Here is a 23,339-nt window from a genome sequence, read left to right as displayed (position 1 = left end):
TTCAGTTAAACTATTCGATACAATTCTGATATAAGAAAATAGAATTACACGAAATGAAATGAACCCTTTAGGCTCAAAATTGGATATAGCTATCCATTAAAAAACTGAATTATACTTTAGGTGGCTGGAAAAGTGATTCCAAATATCTGGAAGTGAAGTTTACTTTATGTAAATTATATTGTTTTTTCTCTTCAAACTTTAATCGATTGGTTAAAGCCAAATTATTGTTCGCAATAATTAATACCAAAGGGTGACAACATTGATTATGGGAATGGACTGGTGTATTCTCCTTATCTGGGTTATGATGATGCTCTTCATTTTTAGCATCGCTCTCAATGTAATCTTCAACTACATATTCAAAGAAAGAGTCTCCATAAACTTTATGGTCTTGATAATGGGTAATTACATTTGAAATTTCTTTAATTGGACCACAAAAGTCCATATCTATGCTTATCCCTTGAAAAAAGAATAAAATAGACATTGATATGGAAACAAATATTTTCATATAATTTATACAAATATACAAATTATTGAATGCAATGGTGTTGCAAATAAATTGATTGGTAAATTACAAAAACCATAGAGCATCTTTAGCATCGTCTGGAACGCCATTATTAAAACGTGGTGCTATTTGTGCTACCATTTCTGGATATTTTATTGTGATTGGTACATTTTGTTGTCGAAGCGATTTCCAATATAATCTGCTAAACTGATACACTTGTGTTAATAATTCTAACACTACATCTGCATCTTCAAAAGCATCTTCATCTGGACTGCTTACCTTAATTTTTATTGGGAACGGATAACCATCTGTATCTGAATACCGCTGTGAATTAGGGTAACGTGCATTATTAAACAACAAAAATTGATTTTCGCTAATACGTATGTATGTACCACTTACAGGCATTAACTTTTTGTTCCAATTAAGGTCGTAAGCAATAATATCTTCTGCTTCTGTTTTATTGATATTTAGAATGTAGAGCGGAATTTTTAACCCTAATGTATGCATCCCTCTAATAATTGGTTTTAGTTCCTCGTAACTCATTTCCTTATAGAAGTGAATGACTACTTTATCTGCTTCTGCAACCGATGTAAAATCTCTAATGGCTTTACATATACTTCCTGCCAATAGGTCTGTTTCGCTTTGGTCAAAATATTCGAACTTTCTAAATAAGCCATTGTTTTGAAAACTAAAGGCACTTGCTATATAACGTCTGTTTTCGCCTTGATTGGTAAATGCACCAACACCTATTACTAATTCTTTTTTATCGGTTACTGCAAGTTTCCAAGGTGCGCCACCTAATTTGGCGTGAATAGCTAACGCCATATTTTGCAATGAAAATTGGAAGTTGTATTGATTCTCGATATTGACCACCATTTTTTCATAATCTACCACTTGTGTAACAATGCCTTCATTTAAAAACAGTTCTTTGATTTGAATATAGATTTCGCGGTCTTCGGGATTTTGTGTGAACTTATCGAAAGGACTTAAATAAAAAGCTGCGTAAAGCACATTATCGTGGTCGAAGGTTAAACTCTCTAACTTTTCAATTATTTCTGGTATTGGGTCGTTTTCGTTGGTAAATTCAATGAAGTGTTCTTTGGATGATGATGCTTTAATGTTCACATAGGCTTCTAATCCTTTATAATAATTCTTTTCTGTATTTACACCTTCCTTTAAATTTTGATAGAAAGACAATACCGAATCTTTATGAGAAGTATGGCAAATGAAAAATATCTTGATATTTTGATTGTTTGGACGTCTGTAAGGGTTTAGGATATTCATTGCCTTTTTAGGCACTAAATGGGTTTTCTTGTTACCGTATTGGTCTTTACCAAATTCCAATAAACCTACTTGTGGGTCGATATGGTTGATACGATTGAGTGGCACATCTATAAACGTATCAGTTTTAAATGGAAATATGACTTTAAAATCTTCTTTAAACAGATAGTTGGTTGCAAAATTATTAATAAGTGCTACGTACTTTTGATATTTATTAATTGGTCTTATAGGTTCCTCAATAGGTATATCTAATGCTCGTGCTAATGACAAATTAAAAATTGGGTATGCTTGGTCAAACTGAATAGCATTGTAAAATTCTTGTTTTTCCTCTGTATCGAGGTCCATTTGGTAATTGAACGTTTTTTGACCATATACACAACGTTTTATTAACTCTGAATCCTCTATATCCTTAACCGATGTTGTAAGGACTTTTGAAGTACCATCGTATGATACAATTAACTCTGGTAAGTCTGTGAGTTTTGCAAACTGTATCTTAAATGAAAATTTATAGTAGAGGTTATAGTCTGCTGTATTCCCTTTTTTTGAAGGCATCCACACTTGTACATCACCAACGAAGTTTTTTACTACTATATAGTCTTTCGATTTAAAATAGCTTCTTAATTTATGTTTAAGGAATTGCTTATAAATTCTTAATTCTCTACCATCTACTAAATTTAGCTTAATGCTTGGTGCATCTGGTATTTCTGTTGTAAATGTTGTAAATATTTGGTCTTTGTTAGATAAGTCTGCATCTGGAAACACCTCTTTTATCTGCCTTGAAAATTTAGATTTATGGATAGGATGACTACCTTCAATATCCTCTAAAGTTAAATAAATAGTAGGCGCACTATTAGGCCATTTAAAGTTTAGTATGTTGGTTTTTAGGTGTTCTTGCATAAATGAAATTATATTGTAATTTTACATAGAAGGTTGAACTTTATTATTGTTATCAACTAATAAATCTTTGTTTAGTAGTCTATTTACAGACTGCATATCTTGGTATGTAGATTTAGCACGCTCTATTATTTTTTCAATAATTTTATCAGAAACTTCCATTTGTTTCACCAAGCCTAAACCAACCAAATAATCTAATAAAAAGGATATATACAATAGTTCAAACTGTGAAAAAATATTGTTTTTTGTTTTAGTGCGATGTATTAAATAATCTCGATGACGAACAATCTTTGATACATATGTTTTAATATCATCTTCTGGAATATTAGTTATATCGACTAATAATTGCTTTTGTTCTAATAAATCTTTGGCAAAAGATGAGTTCTTAATCTTATTACCAAATTTCAAACTATAAGCTTCGAAAGCTGTATAGGAATTTGTAAATCGCCTACTATGGCTCGTTTTAACCGAGAGTAAATTTTCGATAATAATATCAGCACAATAACCTATGCCTTCATTGTTATACCAATGCTTAATTATATTGGACAAATCATCTTTAATAGTATCATAGTCAAGCGCTATAAAACCAGATATGTTTTCTTTGTTGAAATCATCCTTGTAATATAACGAAGCCCAATTACCACAGCTTAAACATTTAAAATTAAAAGCTTTAAATTGTACAGACTTACCGTATAAAAAATGAAATAATTTTTGAAATGAATTATATAAATCTATACTCTCAAGAATACTCAATTTTTTTTCTGATTTAAAATCGACATATCCAACATTGTCCATTCTAAAAAAGTTGTGGTTAGAAGTATATGATGTTGATTTTGTGATTTTAATAGATAAGTCTTCAGTAATATTCGTATTGTGGACTACGTCATCCTCTTTTTCAAGTTTGTCTTCTAAAGAATTATACCAATGCATTTTTCTAACCCAACTCACTATTGCTAAATTGTCAATTTGAAATTCATTAATTTTCAAACCTATAGGTTCAATTAAATGATATGCACAAGCAAACGTATATTTAGGCTTATAAGTTTTAGTCTCTACTATTCCATTGCTACTGTTTTTAATCTTGCAGTTTACAAAAGTTAAATAGCCTAAACCTGTAAAAACCCCATAAATTAACTCTATTTGATAGGCAGGTAATCTTTCTGACAAATTGGTCGTTATGTGTACTTCATCATTAATTAACTCTAATACACAAAAGCACTTATTATCCTCTGCAGATTTAAACCATACCTCGCCATAATATTTATTCTCTTTAAACATAAATTACTTTAAATCCTAACCCTTTTTTACAATCTTACTAATTTTTTCTTCAGCTATTTTGAGGATTTCCGTACGCTCCTTTTCATTTTTGAGCATTAGTACAATTTGTTCGGACATCCATAGCTTAATTAATTCGTTTTCGTCTTCTTTTAATGTTTTGGCAAAAGCAACTACTTGTTCGCGTCTTGCCATCCGATTTCCTCGTTCTATTTTACTTAAATAGGCAACATCCATATTTAGGTTTGCAGCCATTTCCCTTAATAGCAAATTGCGTTTTTCACGCAATGAACGTATGTACTCTCCAAACTCCATAATAGAATTATTTAGACTTGTCAAATTTTGTCTAATTTAACAAAAGGAAACCAAAGGAAAGTAAAAAGATATAAACAGTTATTAACAGGTAATGAGGATATTAAGGATTTGAGGAAGTCAATTTAATCATATCCTTAAATCCTTAAAATCCTTAACTATGTCTTTGCAGGATTTGAATAGTTGTTGTGTGCTTCTCTGTATATTAAACCTGCATCAACAAATTTGGTAATATAGCCTTCTGCGGTTTTGTGTGCGATGCTTTGTTTTGTGGCTAAATCTAAATACTCTTGTCTGCTAAATTGCTTTGGCAAACTTTCTAAAAAGCGTTCTTTTCTATTTAAGCGTTTTGTTGCTTTTTGCTCTATTGGTAAATCATTAAATACTTTACTACTGTGTTTTACTAAAATTGAAATTATGGTTAGTGCATTTTTAAAATCTATATCCTCACATTCTTTAGTTGCGTTTACATCACCATCCTCCATAATTCGGAATGCTGTGAATAGCATCATTATCCTAAACGCAATTAAGCCTAATCGCCTTATTGTTGCGATGTACTCTTCGGGTTGTAGGTTGATGTATTTGGTCTGTAAGGATTCAAAGAACGTATTGAATTGCTGTTGTTGGGTTGTGGTTAATCGTATTTCAATCTCTGGGTTGTTTTTTAGCGTTTTGTACAATTCTAAAAACTCACTACCTAATTGGTTATAGTAATCATCTAAACCTAACTTATTACTATTTTGAAATACATTTTTCCAAGTTGGTTTTATATTCATATAGTAAAACATAAAGCGACTAAATAGCCCATTTTCTGCATTGGGTATTAAGGTTGCCACTTGTTTAGGTGTGCCTGATAATACTGTTGACAAGCACGGTTTCTCAATATCTACATATTCTCTATCTGTTCTACGATAATAGCTTATGGTTTCGTGATGAAATGCTTTACGAAATCCATCGGAATAATTGCCATAATCACTTTTAAAGGCTTGTGCTAATGTATCGCCTTCGGTTTCAAAAATTAAACCTCTGCCTTTATTATCAGAAATTAATTGATATACGCCTGTTACACTATTGTTAGCAGGAATGAACAGCATTCGCTCTGGCGGTTTACTCGGTTTTTCCAAGTTTTCATCTTTGCCTTTATTCATATTATAAGTAGCAGTTTCTGCTTGAAATTGCTGCTTTAATACTTTGGCTTGTTCTCGTTTTAATTTATGAACAGGCTCTACCAAATTTTTAATTTGGTTAAGTCTTCCTTTACCTGCAGATGCAGGTGCGGTTACAAATAAATATAAGTTGCTGAATACTCTACGTTGGTCATAGATACCAAAGAGTTTAGGAAAACACGCACTAAATGCTGTTAATGAACCTAACAATAAAATGTCCTTTTCTTCTTGTCCATTAGCAGGATTTACAACTTGTTGTAAAAACTGTGGCAAATTCTCATATACCGTTTCTGGTATTGTAGGCATTGATTGGTTGGCTGTATCGACAACAGTTGCAACGTTTGTTGCAACTTCGTTGTTATACTGTTGTTTAGTCGGTTTGATACCTGACTGATGTGCATAGTGATAAAAGGTAGCAATTGTAATTCCGTGTCCTTTTGCGTTTGAGCATTTATCGAATTGTGCATCACACTCTTTAGCATCGTAACCTGCATAATTTTTACTCATACGGTGGAAATAATCTCTACCTATTTCTCCATATTCTTCTGCTAAAGCAAAGCCTAAATCTCTCCAAGTGGCATAACTTCCTGTTATGTCTGTACCTGATTGCTCGATTGCTGAAATGTAGGATTCAATGTCGTTATCAGCAACAGCAACAACATTAGTTGTTGCTGTGTTGCTTTTTGGTTTTGTTGGCTCTTTAGGAACTTCTAACCAATCTTTTGGGTTAAATATTTTAGTCATAATGCTTGATGTCTTTTATGTAAAAAGGCTGTTGGGTCATATGGTAAAAAACACGCTCTGGAAACGTCTTTACCTGACTGGTCAACCTCAATGTTATAATTGTGTTTAATGTAATTTGCAACTGCTGTGAAATACTCTGAATGTGATACTTCTGAAATATCTATTCTAATAATCCATTTTAAACCATCACCAGATGGTGATATGAATAGCATTTCGGTTTCAAAATATTCATCATTTAAGAGTTGTGTTCTTAACTCTTGTAAATTCTCTAAATGGTCAAAATCAATCGTTAATAGATTAGAATGCTTTAGCAAATTGTTATCACTTCGTTTTTCAAATGTTCCTGAAAGTGTTACGTAATCAAAGCGATTTGCTTTGAATTTACGTGCTTCTTTTACATTGGTAATTGCTCTTAATTCTTCAGTAATCCTTTTGTATTTATCACTTGTGATTAATGCAAATATTTGATGCAGTCGCAATGTTTCCGCAGGAAATACATTACGAACAGGTGCTTTGAAAAAGCTACAGTAAGCATACCAGGTATCGTCTGGTTCGTTTAACCATTCTAACTCGTCATTTTCTTTGATTTCTAAATTCAGATGTACTGCTTCATTTATTTTCTGCAATAAATCAGCTTCATCAATAGTTTTAAAATGATATTTGGCAAATTCAAATACATCACCGTTAAAGGTTTTTAGTTCGGTATCTCTATGGGTTGCAATCACTCCATCAATATGAATCCGTAAAGTTTCTTTTCCACCATTAAATGGGTTACGAGTTATCCCGCAGTCCCTTCCTTTTACGGAAAGGACTGTTGTATCAGGATAATACTGTCTTAACACATAGGCATAAATCTTTAAGCCATAATGTGTTTTGTCTAAAATTGCTTCTCTACTTATTTCCATCTTGCTTGAAATTATGGTTGTAGTAGTTGTCTTGAAGCAATTGCTCTATGTCAGCAACTCTATAGTAAAATTTACCTTTTACTTTGCTGTAAGGCAAAGTGCCATTGGTTCTTAAAGTTTGCAACGTACGCTTACTAATATGTAAAGTCTGCAATACATCTTGATTGTCTATCCACGTATCTTTTAATACTTCTGCTCTCGATTGTCGCAACAATTCGATACGTGCTTTTAAGTCCTTAACATCTTGCGAGAGCGTTAAGAGTAAATCGATTATTTCTGTCATAACTTCACCGCTCCTTTCTTAATTAGGTAATCGGCAGCTTGCTGTTCGATTTCATCTCTTGAGTCCATACGGTTACGTAGTAACCAATGGTCTAACTCTTCTCGTTGGAAATAAATCTTTTTACCATTCGGTTTATAATGTGGAATGGTTCCCGTACTTGTAAGTTTATACAAGTGCGATTGGGATAATTCTAAATACTTGCAAGTTTCATTAAAGTTTAATACTTGCTTTTGCATTGTTTGTTGCTCTAACAAGAGTTTTTCAATGCGGTCTAACTTTTCGATGATATTTGTGTCCATCGTTTATTTTGTTTTAAATAAATGAGGACATCTGGCCAAATGTCATTCTTGGTTTTCAAGAACAGGACAAAGGTTCAAAATTGGCTTCTCGATTTTAGTAAGAGTGTAAAACAAGGGTAAGACAACAGTAAGGTTTCTTACTATTCTTACTGTTTTTTATTGCAGTTGTTGGATAATTTTATCTATTTCTTCCTTTTCTTTTGGGTTATGAACTTTGTTTTTGTGAAGATTATTAGCCTTTAATAGCGTACCTGTTTTGGTAACAAATTTTCCAGAACGTTCTATTGCCGTAGGATTGAAATAAATAAAAAATGGTTTAAGTTTTGTTACAAGGTAACTAAACTGTGTCGTCTCGCATTGAAGATAAATTTGCGATTCTGTATTTGTGAAATCTTTTGCTAATAAGAGTTCGTGCAACTGTTCTACAGTTGTACGGTTATCTAACAAATCTATTTTTAGATTTACCAGTTTGAGCACAGTTAGCAAAGTTGAAGTGTCATTACTTTTATATCCGAAAGAAGTCTTTGGTTTTGCTTTCGTTTTTGATGTTTTTTTGGTAGCAACTTTTTTAGTGGTGCTCTTTTCTATCACATTAACATCAAAAGTTTCATCATTAAAGTATTTTTCTGCAATTTCTGAAATAGAAAATGTTGTGTTTTCTGAAAACTGACCGTATTGCTCTTGTAGTTCAGCATACAATCTTATAGCAGACACTTTTAAGTAGTTTATGATATAATTATCATCATTATTTAAATCTGCTGTTATTCCTCTCTTATTGATATAAGTTGCAATGTCATTTAAGTACTTATCAAATTTATTAAGTAGAATAGTATAGCTATATTTATTTTCCGGTGTAGTTGCATTTACGGGAAATTCTTTTGAAAATGATGCTACTGTATTTTCTGTTTCAATAAAGATTAGCTTTTGGTAGTATTCTTTTTTCGCATTTAAAGGCTTTTTAAAGTTTACTTTAAAAACTGCATTATTGGCTTTTGGATTCAATTTAAAATCAGACAGTAGGTATTTAAAATCCTTTTTTTGTCTATTATCTCTATGTAAGCCATTGGTTATAGAAACCAAACTTGAAAATACACTTCCTTTCATTATAAATCCAGTTGAATACGGTTAGCAGCTTCTTTCTTTTTATCGTCAATTACTTTAGCATATATCTGTGTAGTGCGTAATTCTTTATGACCTAATAATTTTGATACTGTATATATGTCTGTACCCAATGTTAATTGTAAGGTAGCGTAGGTATGGCGCGCGCAATGGAAGGTTATATTTTTAGTAATACCTGCTTTCATCATCCATTGTTGTAGCTTTAAGTTAGACCAGGCACTATAATGTAAGCCATCAAACACTTTATCATCTGGATTACCTTTTTCTCCTAATAGATTTCTTGCTTGGTCTGATATTGGTAAGGTTTCTACACCTTTAGTTTTCTTTTGTCTAAATCTGATATAATATCCCATTTCTTTAGAGTGCTGGATTTCTGACCATATTAGTTTTTCAATATCTGACCAACGTAATCCGGTTAAAGCTGAAAAAATAAAAGCATTTTTTAAAATAGGTAGTTCACATTCTGTATTAACTGCCTTTTGTAATTCATCAAGCGTTAAAAATTCTCGTTGAGGTTCGCCTTGTTTAAAGTATTCAACACCATTTGCAGGATTTACTTTTAATATACCATCCTTTACAGCCTGTTTTAATGCTGCTGAAAATTTCCCGAAATATGAATATTTTGAATTTTGAGACAATTGCTTACCTGCTCTACCTATTGCATCTTTATCTAAATACTCTTTGAAACGCTCAACAAATGATTTGTCTATATCTTGAAAACTAACATCAGTTGGACAAAACTTTTTTAAATGTTTTAGCATACTATTCCAATTACCATAATTGCCAGAGCTTGTATTTTTCTTTTCTGCTAAAGCTGTGATATAAGTAATAAAACTGCCTTTTAGCTTTTCAATATCTTGAAAGCCATAAATACCGTTTTGAATTTCAATCTGTCGTTGTGCACAAATAGTTTCTGCAAGTTGCTTCGTTTTCCTGTTTACCTCTCTTTCCGTTTTGGTTTTAGGATTTGGTGTAAGGTATAAGCGTAAGTATTCGGTTTTACGTTTACCTTTATGATAGTAATCTAAATACAGGCTTATTTTGTCGTTTTTCTTGCGTTGTCTTAATGTTACTTTCATAATGGAATTAATTAAAGAGGTTTTCTATTTGCCATCTGGCCACAATACGCTTTCTACCAAAAGGAACTGCTTTTAAACGTCCTTGTTGAATCATTCTTTGAATGGTCCATCTACTCACACCAATAAGTTGTGAGGCTTCTGTAACGCTTAAAAAATCCTTGTTATTTACAGCATTAGGATTGTGAACTTCAACAACTTGTTTTTGCTGTTGCATATCTTCAGTAAGAGTAGCTTGGATTTTTTCTTTACGCTTACGTGCCTTATATGCTCTTTTTGCACAAGTATCGCCACAGTATTTAGTAACTGTTGTACGTGCTGTGAAGGCATTACCGCAATGCTTACAAGTTTTAGGAATGAATAAATTACTGCTCATAAATGGTGCTTTATGTAGCGTAATGGTGCAACGTGGTGCGTTATGGTGCATCATTTCGCCTTTATTTTCGCCAACAGATTTGGGCAACAAATCCGTATTTAAGGCAACAGATATACAACAAATTTAATCAAAAAAGAGTAAATAAGCAACAAATAAAAGAAGATAAAACACTATAAAGTCAACAATAACAAGGGATTAACAAATAAAAGAAAGTAAGTTACTTTCCGATACAAAAGTTAGAGAAAATATGACCTAAAATATCTTTATCTACATCATAATCTCCAGTAATTGCACCTAAATGCCGCAAACATTCACGAATATCAATAGAAAATAAATCCGTAGAAATTTCTAAATCAATACCTTGTTGTACAGAAGTAATCGCTATTAAAGCATTATTCAAAGCTTCGAAATGGCGAGAGTTGGTAACAATCGTTTCGTTATTGCTTAAAGCACCAATATTAACTAAAGATGTTAATTCTTTTTTCAATTTCTCAATACCTGTTTTATTTTTTGCGGAAAGAGGAATTAAATTTTCAATTTCTAATTCTAACGCAGCTTTTTCATCATCAGAGATCAAATCGATTTTATTGGCAATAACTAACAAACGCTTATTTGGGAAACGTTCTTTTATGGTATAGATCTCTTTTTGTCTTTGTGCTTTTTTTTCTGTTCTAGCGTCTATAATAAAAATAATCAGTTGTGCATTTTCTGCCTTTTCATAGGCTTTTTTAATACCAATGTTTTCTACAACGTCTTTGGTTTCTCTAATACCTGCTGTATCAATAAAACGAAAAGCAACACCTTCTATAATTAGTTCGTCTTCTATGGCATCTCTTGTAGTACCAGCAATATCAGAAACTATGGCTTTTTCTTCGTTTAAAAGAGCATTTAATAAAGTAGATTTTCCAACATTAGGTTCGCCAATTATGGCTACAGGAATTCCGTTTTTCATGGCATTACCAAAAGAAAAACTATCAATTAAACGTTTTAAAACAAAAGTAATTTTTGCTACCAATTCTTTAAAACGAGTTCTATCAGCAAACTCTACATCTTCACCAGAAAAATCGAGTTCTAATTCTATTAATGCTGCAAAATCTAATAACTGACCTCTTAATTCTTTAAGTTCATTTGTAATTCCACCACGCATTTGCTGAATTGCCATCTGATGGCTTGCTGCTGAATTCGAAGCAATAACATCTGCTACAGCTTCTGCCTGACTTAAATCCATTTTGCCATTTAAAAAAGCACGCATGGTAAACTCTCCATTATCAGCCATTCTACAACCATTTTTTAGAAACAATTGTATAATTTCTTGCTGAATAAAACTAGAACCATGGCAAGAAATTTCTACTACATTTTCGCCAGTATACGAATTAGGATTTTTAAAAACAGATACTAAAACTTCATCTAAAACAATACCCTTATCAACAATATGCCCTAAATGAATGGTATGCGATTTCTGATTTTTTAATGATTTTCCTTTTTTTATCGATTTAAAAAAAGCATCAGCAATTGTAATTGCATTTTCGCCAGAAAGCCTAATAACAGCAATTGCTCCAACACCAGAAGGAGTTGCTAAAGCTATAATAGTATCGTTTTTAATCATGCTGCAAAAATACATAAAGATTTTATCAGAAAAGAAAAAGCACTACAAATTACGTAGTGCTTTTTTCTAATTATCTAAATAAACTTTTTGTTAGTTTGATGCCATTTGTTTTCTAGCAATATCATTATTTACATTCAATTTATTGGTAAACTCTAAAGTTCTAATTGGGAAAGGAATGTTTATATTCTCTTTATCAAATGCCTTTTTAAGTTCTATAATGGCCTTACTTTTTCCACTTAATCTTTCAAGTGCATTTTCGGATTCTATCCAAAATCTGCATAAAAAATTGATAGAACTATCACCAAATTCAGTAAAATAAAACTCTACTTTTTTATTGTATTGTTTTTGATCAAAATGATTTTGTATTGTTTTTTTTGTCAACTCTTCTACAAATTCTAAATCCGCACCATATTCTACACCACACTCTAAAGAAATTCTCATTTTTGTAGTTAACGAGTAATTTTTAAACGGATTTTCTAAAATGGTTTTATTAGGTATAACAACTGTATTATGATCAGCTTCACGAATTACAAAGTAGTTTAAATTTATATCAATAACTTCTCCTGCATAACCATTGGTTTCTACCCAATTACCGATATTTAAATTGTGTCTAAAAGATAAAACAACACCAGAAATTGTGTTAGAAAGTGTGCCTTGAAGGGCCAAACCAACAACAATACCAGAAACCCCAGCTGCAGAAACAATGGTTTTTAAAGTATCATCGAACTTTAAAACGGTCATTGCAATATACAGCCCAAACAAGAATATAATAGCAGAAGAAACTCTAGAAACTAAATTTCTTACAGATTCTTGCTTAATTCTATTTCTTAAGTTGTTAGAAATAAATTTATTGATTGCTCTAGAGGCAAAGTATGCTATAAATACCACAACAACTGCTATGGCAATGTTGGGTATGTTTTTTAAAAAAATGTCTTTCCAGGTTTCTAGTTTTTCTATTATTTTATCCATGAGTAGGTTTGCGTTTTGTTATTAAAATGATTTTCTTAAGTACAAGAACTATTATTTAACAAAACTTGAATTCAATTCTTCTTTTGAGTCTTTAGACCAAGCGTTTAACATCCAAGTTGATTTTTCTAACTCTCTAATGTATGCACCAATTAAATCTAAAGTGCCTTCATCTTTTGCTTTTTCTGCTCTATCTACAACTTTGCCAAATTGTTCTAAAATAATTTTATGATCTTCTATAATTTCTTTCACCATTTCATCATCAGATAATAAAGGCGAAGATTCTTTTATTTTAGAAACCTCAATATAATCTGATAATTTACTAATTGGATGGTATTTTAAGGTTACAATTCGCTCTGCAATTTCATCAATTTTAACTCTAGTATCATTGTACATTTCTTCGAACTTATTGTGTAAATCAAAAAAGTTTTTTCCAAGGATGTTCCAATGAAAATTTCTTAGTTTTTGATAATACACATGAAAATCTGCGAGTAGTACATTTAATTCTGATACTACAGGTAATACTTTTTGGTTGTCTATGTTAAGGTAATCCATAATGTTAAGGTTTTAAAATTATTATTGATACAAAGATATTTTGAAAGTGAAGTGTTTTTTTGCTCAAACAAATGAGATGTTAACCTATTTACATTTTGATTGTTTTTATAGTAGATTTTCTTAATTGCATCAGAATTAAGTAGTTTAGCTTAAATAATGATGTATTTCTGAGCGATAAATTGTAACAAAACTGTAATTTTAGCGACAAATAGATACAAACCAAACAACAATTATAAAGATGAAAGAAGATAAACAACTATTAGTTTTAACACATTTAAGTCAGTTATTAGATTTTGTAACTGGTATTGGTGGTTTTATTGTGCCATTAGTGTTATGGCTAACCAAAAAGGATGAAATTATAAACATGGATGCACATGGTAAAGCAATTATCAATTTTAGAATATCGATGTTTATTTACATTTTAATCTGTATTCCTTTAATTTTATTACTAGGTTTAGGTGTTTTAGGATTAATAGCTATTGGAATATTTTATTTAATTTTTCCGATAATTAATGCCATTAAAGCAAGTAATAGAGAAGCACCAAATTATCCGTTTTCGATAAATATTATAAAATAGAAGAGAAGAAGAAATAAAAGTAAAAATCGTCTTTATGGCGATTTTTTTTGTGATGGTAATTAGATGTTTTTAATTACATCTTCATATTCATAAAAGAAGAGTTCAAATTTTTCCATAGTTGCTACATAAAATTCATAACAATCGCGCCAAGTATCTTTGTTGTAAATGCTAAATTTTTTATCAAAAGGAACGTAAATTCTATGGATTGTTTTTCCGCTTTCTAAAAGATAATCATCATCAAAAATTACTTCTGGCAGTTCAGTTTCTAACAGCGTTTTTAAAGAAAGTAATTGATCGTAATACAAAAGATTTACCAATTCATCCGGATTTTCGATATCCAAACAAACCATTGCCTTTTTTCGATCTGCAACAAACTTAAAAGAAAACCCTTTTATTTTAGTATTGTACAAAAGCCATTTTCTAGGAAAAGATTTGCCAAAACTTGTCCAGAATAGTTTACGTAATTTTGCTGCTTCTTCTTTAGAGAACATTTAATAGTTTAAAGTTTAAGTTTTTGAATTCTGTAATTTTTAATTAAGAACTCACAACTCAGAATTGAGTTACCCGTGAATTTTAGCCGTTTTTCCTCTTTCTTTCATCATTTCTGCTTCAAACTTTAATAAAGCATTCCATTTTTCATCAACAATTGTTCTATCTTGATATTCTCTAGCAAATTGTAAAAATGTAGTATAATGATTGGCTTCTGAAATCATTAAGTTTTTGTAGAACTTTTGCAATTCTTCATCTTCCATATTTTCAGAAAAAACCTTAAAGCGCTCACAACTTCTAGCTTCTATTAAAGCAGCCACTAACAAACGTTGAATTAAAGCATTGGTTCTGTCTTTTGTTTTTGGGAAAAATTTCTGCAAACGAACTGCATAATCATTTTTCTGCTCACGACCTAAAACCATTCCTCTTTTTACCATTAGCAAATGCACCATTTTAAAATGTTGCATTTCTTCTATAGCAATATTGCTCATTTCTTTAACTAGTTCTGTTTCTTCTGAATAATTAATAATGATAGATACTGCATTAGAAGCTGCTTTTTGTTCTAAAAATGCATGGTCTGTTAATATTTGTTGCAAATTTACTTTTGCAATTTCTGCCCAAGAAGTTTCTGTTTCGAATTGTAAGCCTAACATTGTTTTAATTTGAAAACACAAAAGTAAAAAAATATACACCCTTTTTTGATAAAAGACTAACTATCTTTGAACCGAATTTAAAAACCATTAAGTTCATTTAATTTTTACAGCAATAACAAGTATGGCAAATAGCATTAAGAATCAAGAAGATATTTTAGCAAAATTGAATATTTATGAGTTGAATGAAATGCAAAATGAAGCCATTTCTGTAATAGATACCACAGCAAATACAATACTTCTTTCGCCTACAGGAACAGGTAAAACGTTAGCTTTTTTGTTGCCAACTTTAAAGTTGATAGACCCTGAAAATAAAGATATTCAAGTGTTAATCTTAGTGCCTTCTAGAGAATTAGCTATTCAAATTGAGCAAGTAATTAGAGAAATGGGTACAGGTTTTAAAGTAAATGCAGTTTATGGAGGGCGTTCTATGGCTAAAGATAAAATAGAAATAAAACATACACCAAGTATTTTAATTGGTACTCCTGGTAGAATTTCTGATCATTTTGCCAACGATCGTTTTTCTAAAGAAAGTATAAAAACTTTAATTTTAGATGAGTTTGATAAATCTTTAGAAGTTGGTTTTGAGTATGAAATGAGAGGTATTATCAATCAATTGCCAAATATTAACAAACGAATTTTAACATCAGCAACACAAGATGCCGAAATTCCTGATTTTGTTAACCTAAATAATCCTAGCATTATCAATTATTTAACCGGAAAAAAATCTAAAAAATTAGATATTAAGATTGTTGCATCAGAGGCAAAAAATAAAAATGAAACTTTAGTTAACTTATTAAAATATATTGGTAACAAACCCGGAATTATTTTTTGCAATCTAAAAAGTAGTATTGATAATGTAAGTGATTTTTTAACCAAGAGTAAAATTACACATACTTGTTTTTCAGGAGGTATGGAGCAAAGAGATCGTGAGCGTTCTTTAATTAAATTTAGAAATGGAACAAGTCAGATTTTATTGGCCACAGATTTAGCTGCTAGAGGAATAGATATCCCAGAATTGCAATACATTATTCATTACGAATTGCCACAAAGAATAGAAGAATTTACCCATAGAAATGGAAGAACAGCCAGAGTAGATGCCAAAGGAACAGCTTATGTGTTAAAATGGAAAAAGGAAATTTTGCCAGAATTTATTAAAGGATTTACAAATACTGATATAACCCATCAACAAAAACTAAAACCTGTTTTTTGGGAAACTTTGTTTGTTTCTGGTGGTAGAAAAGACAAAATTTCTAAAGGAGATCTTGCTGGTTTGTTCTTTAAAAAAGGAAATTTAAATAAAGATCAATTGGGTATTATTGAGCTAAAACAAGATTGTGCATTTGTTGCAGTACCAGTAACAGAGGCAAAAAGATTGGTAGAAGAATTAAATAATGTGCGTTTAAAAAATAAAAAAGTTCGAGTTTTTATGGTGTAATTTTATCAATACTATTTTGTAAACCAATACCAAAATACGCGAGCGCTTTTATTTCTTTAACACTTGCCAAACGCTCATTACCAAAGATTAAAAGTCCATTTTGGCTGGCAGAAATATGATATTGTTTGTTGCTTTCAAAAAATAAAATCAGTTCATCAGTAAAGAACTCTTTTATTTTCATTTCATCTTTTCCAGATAAATAAAAGCGTTTGCTAAAATCTGGATGATTTTCTAAATCAATATCAGCATAGCCCACAAAATGCAAAATATGCTCAAACAAACCTTCTTTATCCAACGTAAAATCTGGAATATTTTTTTTGGGGTTTATGTGCATCATCGTGGTTTTTACAATTTGCTTTGCAATTAATTCGCCTTCAGAAAAATGGACATCAAAAATGGTACAAGAATTATTAGTGAGTATGTTAGATATTTTTTCAATCCTCCTTGTTTTAAAGTAACCAAAATTGTGTAATTCTTCCATTTCAACTTCAGAAAACGCATCATATTGCCAATGCATTGTTTTGCTGATGTTTTCTATTAAATCTTGTCTTTTGGTAAAAACTTTATTTAAATTGTGTATTTGTTTCGGAATAATTTTACGCAAAGCAAAAGGATGATTGCTTTCAGATTGTGCATCATCTAAACCAATAACCTCAAAATGGCCACCTTTTCTGGTAAAACTTTCTGCATAATTGTTCATGTTTTCCATCACAGAATCATCAACAAAATCACACAAAGAAAAATCGATAATGGCTTCTTCTGTTTCTGGAATTTGATTTAGCTTGTTTTTTAATTTGGTATAATTTAAAAAACTAGAAAAATTCTTAACACTTACGTAATAAATGCCATCTTCTTTAAACATTAAAACATTAGGTTTAATGATGTTTTTAAAAAACAAAGAAGCATTTTTATTAATGATTATATGTATGATAAAAGTTGCTAGAATTCCGACTAAAATTCCAGTTATTAAACTGGTTGCTATGGTTGTAAGTAGGGTAATTAAAAAGATAATTAATTGTTCTTTACCCACTTGAAACACTTTTATAATATTTACTGGCGATGCCAATTTGTAACCTGTAAAAACTAAAATTGCAGCCAAAGCAGGCAATGGAATTTTACGCAATTGAGCAGCGAATAAAAGCAGAAATAAGACTAAAAAACTAGCATGAAAAAAGTTTGCAGATCTATTGGATCCTTTATTATTTACATTAACAGAGCTTCTTGCAATTACAGTTACTACATTTAAACCGCCTAAAAAACCACTAATTACAGTGGCAATTCCTAAAGCTCTAATGTCTTTATTTACATTAGATCTTCTTTTTAAAGGATCTAATTTATCAACTGCTTTTATACTTAGTAAACTTTCTATACTCGCAATTAAAGTAATACTAATTACGGCACTTATAAAATCGATTTCATAAATTTTACCAAAATCTGGAAAGGCAAAGTTGGATAAAATTTTCTGAGGTAAATTGATTAATAAACTTTGATCAATAGGATAATCAGAAGTAGAAAAATATTCGAAATAAGTATAAAAAACGATGCTTAAAATTACAATCCACATAGGTGCAGGAATCAGTTTTAAATATCGATTTCTAATTTTACCATAAAAAACCATAATTAACAAACTTAATATACCTACTAAACCAGCATAAAAAACACTAGAACTGTCTGTTTTTATAAAATTGATAATTCCTTCTGGAACTTTTAAAAGTAGTGTAATAATACTTCCTTTAGCAGAAACATTACCAAACATTACGTGAATTTGTTTGGCAAAAATACCTATACCAATGGCAGCTAACATTCCTTGTATGGCAGACGAAGGAAAGAAATCGCCCAAAGATCCCATTCTTAAAAATCCAAGAATAATCATAATAATTCCAGAAACCACAACTGCAGCTAAAGTATATAGAAAACCTTGCTGTAAATCTCCATTTCCTAACGTGGTAATTGCGCTTAAAATAACCACAACCAAACCATTTCCAGGGCCAGTAATGGTAACGTTAGAACCACCAATTACAGAAACTACAATTCCGCCAGTAATGGCAGCAATAACACCAGAAATAGGTGGTGCACCAGAAGCCAAAGCCAAACCTAAACCCAAAGGAAGCGCAATTAAAGACACTACAAAACCTGCAAATAAGTTTTTAGGAATTTCTGATACAAATGTTTTAAACGAACTTTGTTTTTTCATCTATTTTACAATTAAAACATCAGTTGGTAATTCCGATAAAATATATTCGATATCGTGTGGAAAAATTCGATCTAATAAACTTAGTTTTTTTGATGCGTTCATCACCAATAAATCTGCTCTTTTTACTTTGGCATAATGCCCAATGGAATATCCTCTTTTGCCGAAAATACTCTGAATTTTAACTGAAAAATGCTGACATTCAATTTCATTTAAAATTTTATTGACACGTCTGTTTTCTCTGGTTTCTATTCTTTCTTTGGCAATATTTACTCTTCGTAAAGATCTGTCGTCGTTAACCTTAACTTGTAATTCATCTTGTTTTATCTCTTCTACAATTGTGATTTTATTACAGTTTAAATAATTTGCGATTACAAAGGATGTTTTTATAGTTTCTTCGGTTTTTTTATCTTCTAAACCATTCACAACAATGTGTTTGCAAGGTACTCTTGTTATGGCAGGTTTTATCAACAATAATACAGAACAAGGCGCTTTTCTTGTAATTTTTCTGGCAATAGAACCTACATAATACCTGTATAAATTTTCTTGTTGTAAAGCACCTAATATTAATAAATCGATTTGTTGCTTTTTGCAAGTGTTTAGAATTACATCAACAGGATTTCCATCTTGCCAAATTGTAGTAAATTTATTGTTTAAAACGTCTGCTTCTTCTAAAACAGCTTGAATGTTCTTTTCTTTTTCTTCGGATTTTTCTCCTACATGTACACCTACTAATTCCGCATTAAACATATTCGCTAATCGAACAGCTTCAAATAAGTTAGGTTTTAAGTTGGGTGAAAAAGCAATTCCTATGAGGAGTTTATCAAAATTTTGCAAAAAAATTATTTGATTTTGTAGTTATTGGCACAATATACCAAACTTTAAAAGAAAGAAAAAAACTATAGATTTTATTTTTATGATAAATAAACATTCTTAAATTTACTAATTAATCATAGGCACAAAATATGTTAGAATTAGCAGGGATAATTATTTTAGGAATATTGGCACAATGGGTGGCTTGGAAATTTAAAATTCCCGCAATTTTACCTTTAATATTAATTGGTTTATTAGTAGGGCCAATTGCTGCAGAATACCTTAGTGAAGATGGTACAAAATGGATAGAACCCATATGGAATGGCGAAAAAGGACTTTTTCCTGGTGAGAGTTTGTACTACTTTGTGTCTCTTGCAATTAGTATTATTCTTTTTGAAGGTGGGTTAACACTAAAAAGAAGTGAAATAAAAAATGTAGGCCCTGTTATTACAAAATTAATTACTTTAGGTTCTGCCATTACATTTTTTGGAGCAGGTGTGGTTGCCCATTATATTTTTGGTTTAGGTTGGGATTTATCTTACCTATTTGCTGGTTTAATTATAGTTACTGGGCCAACCGTAATTACGCCAATTTTACGAAACATTCCGTTAAAAAAAGACATTTCAACGGTTTTAAAATGGGAAGGAATTTTAATCGATCCAATTGGGGCTTTAGTAGCTGTATTGGTTTTTGAATTTATTAGTGTTGGTGGAGGTGGAGGTTTTACCAAAACTGCTCTAATTGAATTTGGTAAAATATTATTATTTGGTACAACTTTCGGATTCACTTTTGCACATGCTTTGGCTTATGCTGTAAATAAAAAATTAATTCCCCATTATTTATTAAATGTGGTTTCTTTATCTACAGTGCTTTTGGTTTTTGTAGAATCAGAAATATTTGCACACGAATCAGGACTTTTAGCGGTAGTTGTTATGGGAATGGTTTTAGGAAATGGTAAATTAAAAAACTTAAAAGAATTATTGTATTTTAAAGAATCTTTAAGTGTTTTATTAATTTCTATTCTTTTCATATTGTTAGCGGCTAACATCGACATGAAAGATTTATTGCTACTATACACCTGGAAAACTGCCTCGTTATTTGCTATTGTAGTTTTTATTGTAAGGCCTTTAGCTGTTTTTGTAAGTACGTATAAATCAAAATTAAAATTAAACGAAAAACTTTTTATCAGTTGGGTAGGGCCAAGAGGTATTGTAGCTGCAGGTATTGCTTCTTTATTTGGTAGTAAATTGTTAAAACAAGGTGTAGAAGGTGCAGAATATATTACGCCTTTAGTGTTTATGATTGTTCTTGGAACCGTACTTCTAAACGCAACAACAGCAAGGTTATTTGCTAAAATGGTGGGCGTTTTTCTAAAAAGATCGAATGGTATTTTAATAGTAGGTGCTTCTAAACCCGCAAGATTAATTGCTACTTTTTTAAGTAAAAAAGGAAAAAGAGTGGTATTAATAGATTCTAATAAAAACTTTATCGAAAAAGCGACTGAAAATGATTTAGAAGCATTTAACGTAAATATTTATGATGATGAATTAACAGATAATATTGAGTTGAATGATGTTGGTTATTTAATTGCGTTAACAGGTAACGATTCTGTAAACAGATATGCATTAAGTAATTTTTCGAAAGTTTTTGGAGAACATGGTGCGTTTCGATTGGCTTCTTCTACAGAAGTTAAAAAGGCTACTTTAGAAGAAACTTATGGCTTTTTTACTCCCAAAGATGATTATATTAACCTAAGTGAGGCTTTTAGAGAAAATCCAAATATAACAGAAGTTAAAGTTCGTAATGAAGAAGAATATGATAATATTATAGAGATTTTATCGAAAGAAGAAAAGGCAGTTCCTCTATTTATACAAAACAAAAAAGGAATATATTTAATTGCAGAATTCGAAAAAGCCAAGCAAGAAAAGAAAGATTTAATGTTTTCTTATTTGGGTAAAGATATTGGTGATAGCTATAAAATTAAAGAAGAAGAATTAGAAGTCTAATTCAAAAGCCTGACGTAATTTTTCTAGTAAAGGATTTTTTTCTTTCAGTTTATTAAACTTTTCTTGACTTGTGTAAGCAAATTTTTTCTGAATCGTTTCGTTTACAATAGCTTCTATAGAAATTCCGTAATTATTAAGTTTTTCTCTTAAAAAAGCCAATAATTTTGGTCGTCCTTTTAAAAACTCATCTCGCATTAAATTGCTGGGTACAGCATAAATAATTTCGAAATTATTAGACAATTTGGGTGTACCAGATGCAATAATAGAAGCCAAATTATTTTCACCTTTTTTACGCAATAATACAGGATATTCTTTCCAAAGATTGATTAAAGCTTCTTCAGTAAAAACATCTTTTGGATGATTGTCGTAATTTTCTTCAGCTATCGATTTTTTTACTTCCTTTTTCTGATGGATACTTTTTAAAGAAAGTGAAGAAGTACGTCTTTTAACCGATTTTAAAATTGGTTTTACTGGCTTAGGCTCTACAACTTTTTTAGGTTGCTGAGGAGCTACCTGATTTACAATTGGTGGTTTTACTTTTTTAGGAGCAGGAGAAAGTGCCTGAAAAAACGTAGCTGGTATTATGTAGTTAGCTGGCTTTTTTTTTTCTCCATCAAAAGTGATAGAGGCAATCTGCATTAAAGTTAATTCCACCAGCAATCGTTGATTTTTACTAGCTCTATAATTTAAATCGCAGTCATTTGCTTTGTTAATGGCTTGCATTAAAAAAGGAATACTTGCTTTTGTAGATTGCTCTAAATATTTCTTTTTAGCAGCATCACCAACCTCTAGTAAATCTAAAGTTACTTTGTCTTTAGCAACCAATAAATCTCTAAAATGACTTGCCAATCCATTAATAAAATGATGCCCTTCAAAACCTTTACCTAAAATTGTATTGAAGGCATTTAATACATCAGGAATTTTGTTATTTAGCAACAAATCTGTCATATTAAAATAGGTGTCGTAATCTAAAACATTTAAGTTTTCAGTTACTGCTGCACGTGTAAGTTCTTTTCCAGAAAAGCTTACAACTCTATCAAAAATAGACAAAGCATCACGCATTGCACCATCCGCTTTTTGTGCAATTATATGCAAAGCATCATCTTCTGCGGTTATATTTTCTTTTTCGCAAATGGTTTTTAGATAATTTTTGGCATCTAAAACACCAATTCTTTTAAAATCGAAAATTTGACAACGAGATAAAATTGTTGGTATAATTTTATGCTTTTCTGTTGTTGCTAAAATAAAAATAGCATGAGCAGGTGGTTCTTCTAAAGTTTTTAAAAAGGCATTAAATGCAGCTTGAGATAACATGTGTACCTCATCTATAATGTAAACTTTGTATTTTCCTGTTTGTGGAGGTATACGTACTTGGTCTGTTAAACTACGAATATCATCAACAGAATTGTTAGAAGCAGCATCTAATTCAAAAATATTAAAAGCAAAATCTTCATCATCAGAAACCTCAACATCTTGCTGATTTATTTTTTTAGCCAAAATACGAGCACAAGAGGTTTTACCCACTCCACGTGGACCTGTAAACAATAAAGCTTGGGCTAAGTGATTGTTTTTTATAGCGTTCTCTAACGTGTTTGTTATGGCTTGTTGCCCAACAACATCCTCAAAATTTTGTGGTCTGTATTTACGTGCAGAAACGATAAAGTGCTCCATTAATACTTTTAATTTATCTCACAAAAATAGGTATCTCTTCTATTTTTGGCAACTAGGTTTCTTAACAAAATGCTAAAGTTGTAAACAAATTGTATGAAGTTTGGTATAACTACGACTTATAAAACAATTCGAGTTTTTTTATCGA

The 23,339-nt window shown here is 30.8% G+C and carries 22 protein-coding genes; 3 read left to right on the top strand and 19 right to left on the bottom strand.

Annotated elements, in window-relative coordinates:
* Positions 1-109: 109 nt before the first annotated feature.
* From ACWYN7_RS08220 to ACWYN7_RS08155, 14 genes are all read right to left on the bottom strand, one after another.
* Positions 110-505, bottom strand: coding sequence for a hypothetical protein (locus ACWYN7_RS08220; protein WP_236630970.1), 396 nt, complete (start codon positions 503-505; stop codon positions 110-112).
* Between the two features lie 63 nt (positions 506-568).
* Positions 569-2,680: a Piwi domain-containing protein gene (locus ACWYN7_RS08215; protein WP_054851363.1), complete on the bottom strand. Its 2,112-nt coding sequence runs from the start codon at positions 2,678-2,680 to the stop codon at positions 569-571.
* A 21-nt stretch (positions 2,681-2,701) separates the two neighbouring features.
* On the bottom strand, positions 2,702-3,955 hold the full coding sequence (locus ACWYN7_RS08210) for an ApeA N-terminal domain 1-containing protein (RefSeq protein ID WP_013622775.1): 1,254 nt from the start codon (positions 3,953-3,955) through the stop codon (positions 2,702-2,704).
* A 15-nt stretch (positions 3,956-3,970) separates the two neighbouring features.
* On the bottom strand, positions 3,971-4,267 hold the full coding sequence (locus ACWYN7_RS08205; RefSeq protein ID WP_038507003.1) for a helix-turn-helix domain-containing protein: 297 nt from the start codon (positions 4,265-4,267) through the stop codon (positions 3,971-3,973).
* A gap of 155 nt (positions 4,268-4,422) precedes the next feature.
* Complete coding sequence (locus tag ACWYN7_RS08200) at positions 4,423-6,174, bottom strand: DUF3987 domain-containing protein (RefSeq protein WP_054851364.1); 1,752 nt, start codon at positions 6,172-6,174, stop codon at positions 4,423-4,425.
* Positions 6,171-7,079 carry a BT4734/BF3469 family protein gene (locus ACWYN7_RS08195; RefSeq protein ID WP_105473071.1) on the bottom strand — a complete coding sequence of 303 codons (909 nt, stop codon included), beginning with the start codon at positions 7,077-7,079 and terminating at the stop codon, positions 6,171-6,173. The genes ACWYN7_RS08200 and ACWYN7_RS08195 overlap by 4 nt, the downstream gene beginning before the upstream one ends.
* Positions 7,066-7,362, bottom strand: a complete 297-nt coding sequence (locus ACWYN7_RS08190; protein ID WP_133355496.1) for a helix-turn-helix domain-containing protein — start codon at positions 7,360-7,362, stop codon at positions 7,066-7,068. Before ACWYN7_RS08190 ends, ACWYN7_RS08195 begins: the two co-directional genes overlap by 14 nt.
* Positions 7,359-7,661 (bottom strand): helix-turn-helix domain-containing protein, encoded by a 303-nt coding sequence (locus tag ACWYN7_RS08185; RefSeq protein ID WP_027879783.1) that lies wholly within the window; start codon positions 7,659-7,661, stop codon positions 7,359-7,361. Before ACWYN7_RS08185 ends, ACWYN7_RS08190 begins: the two co-directional genes overlap by 4 nt.
* A 156-nt stretch (positions 7,662-7,817) precedes the next feature.
* Positions 7,818-8,765, bottom strand: a complete 948-nt coding sequence (locus tag ACWYN7_RS08180) for a DUF6617 family protein (protein WP_105473072.1) — start codon at positions 8,763-8,765, stop codon at positions 7,818-7,820.
* A complete protein-coding gene (locus tag ACWYN7_RS08175) occupies positions 8,765-9,859 on the bottom strand; it encodes a site-specific integrase (protein WP_105473073.1) in 1,095 nt (364 codons plus the stop codon). Before ACWYN7_RS08175 ends, ACWYN7_RS08180 begins: the two co-directional genes overlap by 1 nt.
* A gap of 7 nt (positions 9,860-9,866) precedes the next feature.
* Positions 9,867-10,319, bottom strand: coding sequence for a helix-turn-helix domain-containing protein (locus ACWYN7_RS08170; protein ID WP_255449828.1), 453 nt, complete (start codon positions 10,317-10,319; stop codon positions 9,867-9,869).
* A 130-nt stretch (positions 10,320-10,449) separates the two neighbouring features.
* Complete coding sequence (gene mnmE / locus ACWYN7_RS08165) at positions 10,450-11,838, bottom strand: tRNA uridine-5-carboxymethylaminomethyl(34) synthesis GTPase MnmE (RefSeq protein ID WP_462859438.1); 1,389 nt, start codon at positions 11,836-11,838, stop codon at positions 10,450-10,452.
* A 90-nt stretch (positions 11,839-11,928) separates the two neighbouring features.
* Positions 11,929-12,807 carry a mechanosensitive ion channel family protein gene (locus tag ACWYN7_RS08160; protein WP_462859437.1) on the bottom strand — a complete coding sequence of 293 codons (879 nt, stop codon included), beginning with the start codon at positions 12,805-12,807 and terminating at the stop codon, positions 11,929-11,931.
* Positions 12,808-12,858: 51 nt separating this feature from the next.
* Positions 12,859-13,359 carry a Dps family protein gene (locus tag ACWYN7_RS08155; RefSeq protein WP_462859436.1) on the bottom strand — a complete coding sequence of 167 codons (501 nt, stop codon included), beginning with the start codon at positions 13,357-13,359 and terminating at the stop codon, positions 12,859-12,861.
* A 238-nt stretch (positions 13,360-13,597) separates the two neighbouring features.
* Here ACWYN7_RS08155 and ACWYN7_RS08150 point away from each other — a divergent pair, with 238 nt between their 5' ends.
* The gene (locus tag ACWYN7_RS08150; protein ID WP_462859435.1) at positions 13,598-13,936 is read left to right on the top strand and encodes a DUF4870 domain-containing protein; all 339 of its coding nucleotides are present in this window, start codon (positions 13,598-13,600) and stop codon (positions 13,934-13,936) included.
* Positions 13,937-13,995: 59 nt separating this feature from the next.
* Here ACWYN7_RS08150 and ACWYN7_RS08145 read toward each other — a convergent pair whose 3' ends face one another.
* Entirely contained in the window at positions 13,996-14,427 is a 432-nt protein-coding gene (locus ACWYN7_RS08145; RefSeq protein ID WP_462859434.1) for a DUF4268 domain-containing protein, read from the bottom strand.
* Positions 14,428-14,496: 69 nt separating this feature from the next.
* Positions 14,497-15,078: a MiaE family protein gene (locus tag ACWYN7_RS08140; protein ID WP_462859433.1), complete on the bottom strand. Its 582-nt coding sequence runs from the start codon at positions 15,076-15,078 to the stop codon at positions 14,497-14,499.
* A 121-nt stretch (positions 15,079-15,199) separates the two neighbouring features.
* On the opposite strand from ACWYN7_RS08140, the gene ACWYN7_RS08135 reads away from it, so the two are divergent.
* Positions 15,200-16,513 carry a DEAD/DEAH box helicase gene (locus tag ACWYN7_RS08135; RefSeq protein WP_462859432.1) on the top strand — a complete coding sequence of 438 codons (1,314 nt, stop codon included), beginning with the start codon at positions 15,200-15,202 and terminating at the stop codon, positions 16,511-16,513.
* On the opposite strand, the gene ACWYN7_RS08130 is transcribed toward ACWYN7_RS08135, so the two are convergent.
* Together ACWYN7_RS08130 and ACWYN7_RS08125 are read right to left on the bottom strand one after the other, a co-directional pair.
* On the bottom strand, positions 16,503-18,707 hold the full coding sequence (locus tag ACWYN7_RS08130; RefSeq protein WP_462859431.1) for a SulP family inorganic anion transporter: 2,205 nt from the start codon (positions 18,705-18,707) through the stop codon (positions 16,503-16,505). The genes ACWYN7_RS08135 and ACWYN7_RS08130 overlap by 11 nt on opposite strands.
* The gene (locus tag ACWYN7_RS08125; protein WP_462859430.1) at positions 18,708-19,541 is read right to left on the bottom strand and encodes a universal stress protein; all 834 of its coding nucleotides are present in this window, start codon (positions 19,539-19,541) and stop codon (positions 18,708-18,710) included. It lies immediately after the preceding gene.
* Positions 19,542-19,669: 128 nt separating this feature from the next.
* Here ACWYN7_RS08125 and ACWYN7_RS08120 point away from each other — a divergent pair, with 128 nt between their 5' ends.
* Positions 19,670-21,523: a cation:proton antiporter gene (locus tag ACWYN7_RS08120; RefSeq protein ID WP_462859429.1), complete on the top strand. Its 1,854-nt coding sequence runs from the start codon at positions 19,670-19,672 to the stop codon at positions 21,521-21,523.
* Here the strand turns inward: ACWYN7_RS08120 and dnaX are convergent.
* Positions 21,512-23,194 (bottom strand): DNA polymerase III subunit gamma/tau, encoded by a 1,683-nt coding sequence (gene dnaX / locus ACWYN7_RS08115; protein ID WP_462859427.1) that lies wholly within the window; start codon positions 23,192-23,194, stop codon positions 21,512-21,514. The two genes, ACWYN7_RS08120 and dnaX, sit on opposite strands and share 12 nt — an antisense overlap.
* Positions 23,195-23,339: the final 145 nt, after the last annotated feature.

Source organism: Polaribacter sp. M10 (assembly GCF_054968445.1).
This window is presented reverse-complemented; position numbering and strand designations above follow the sequence as displayed.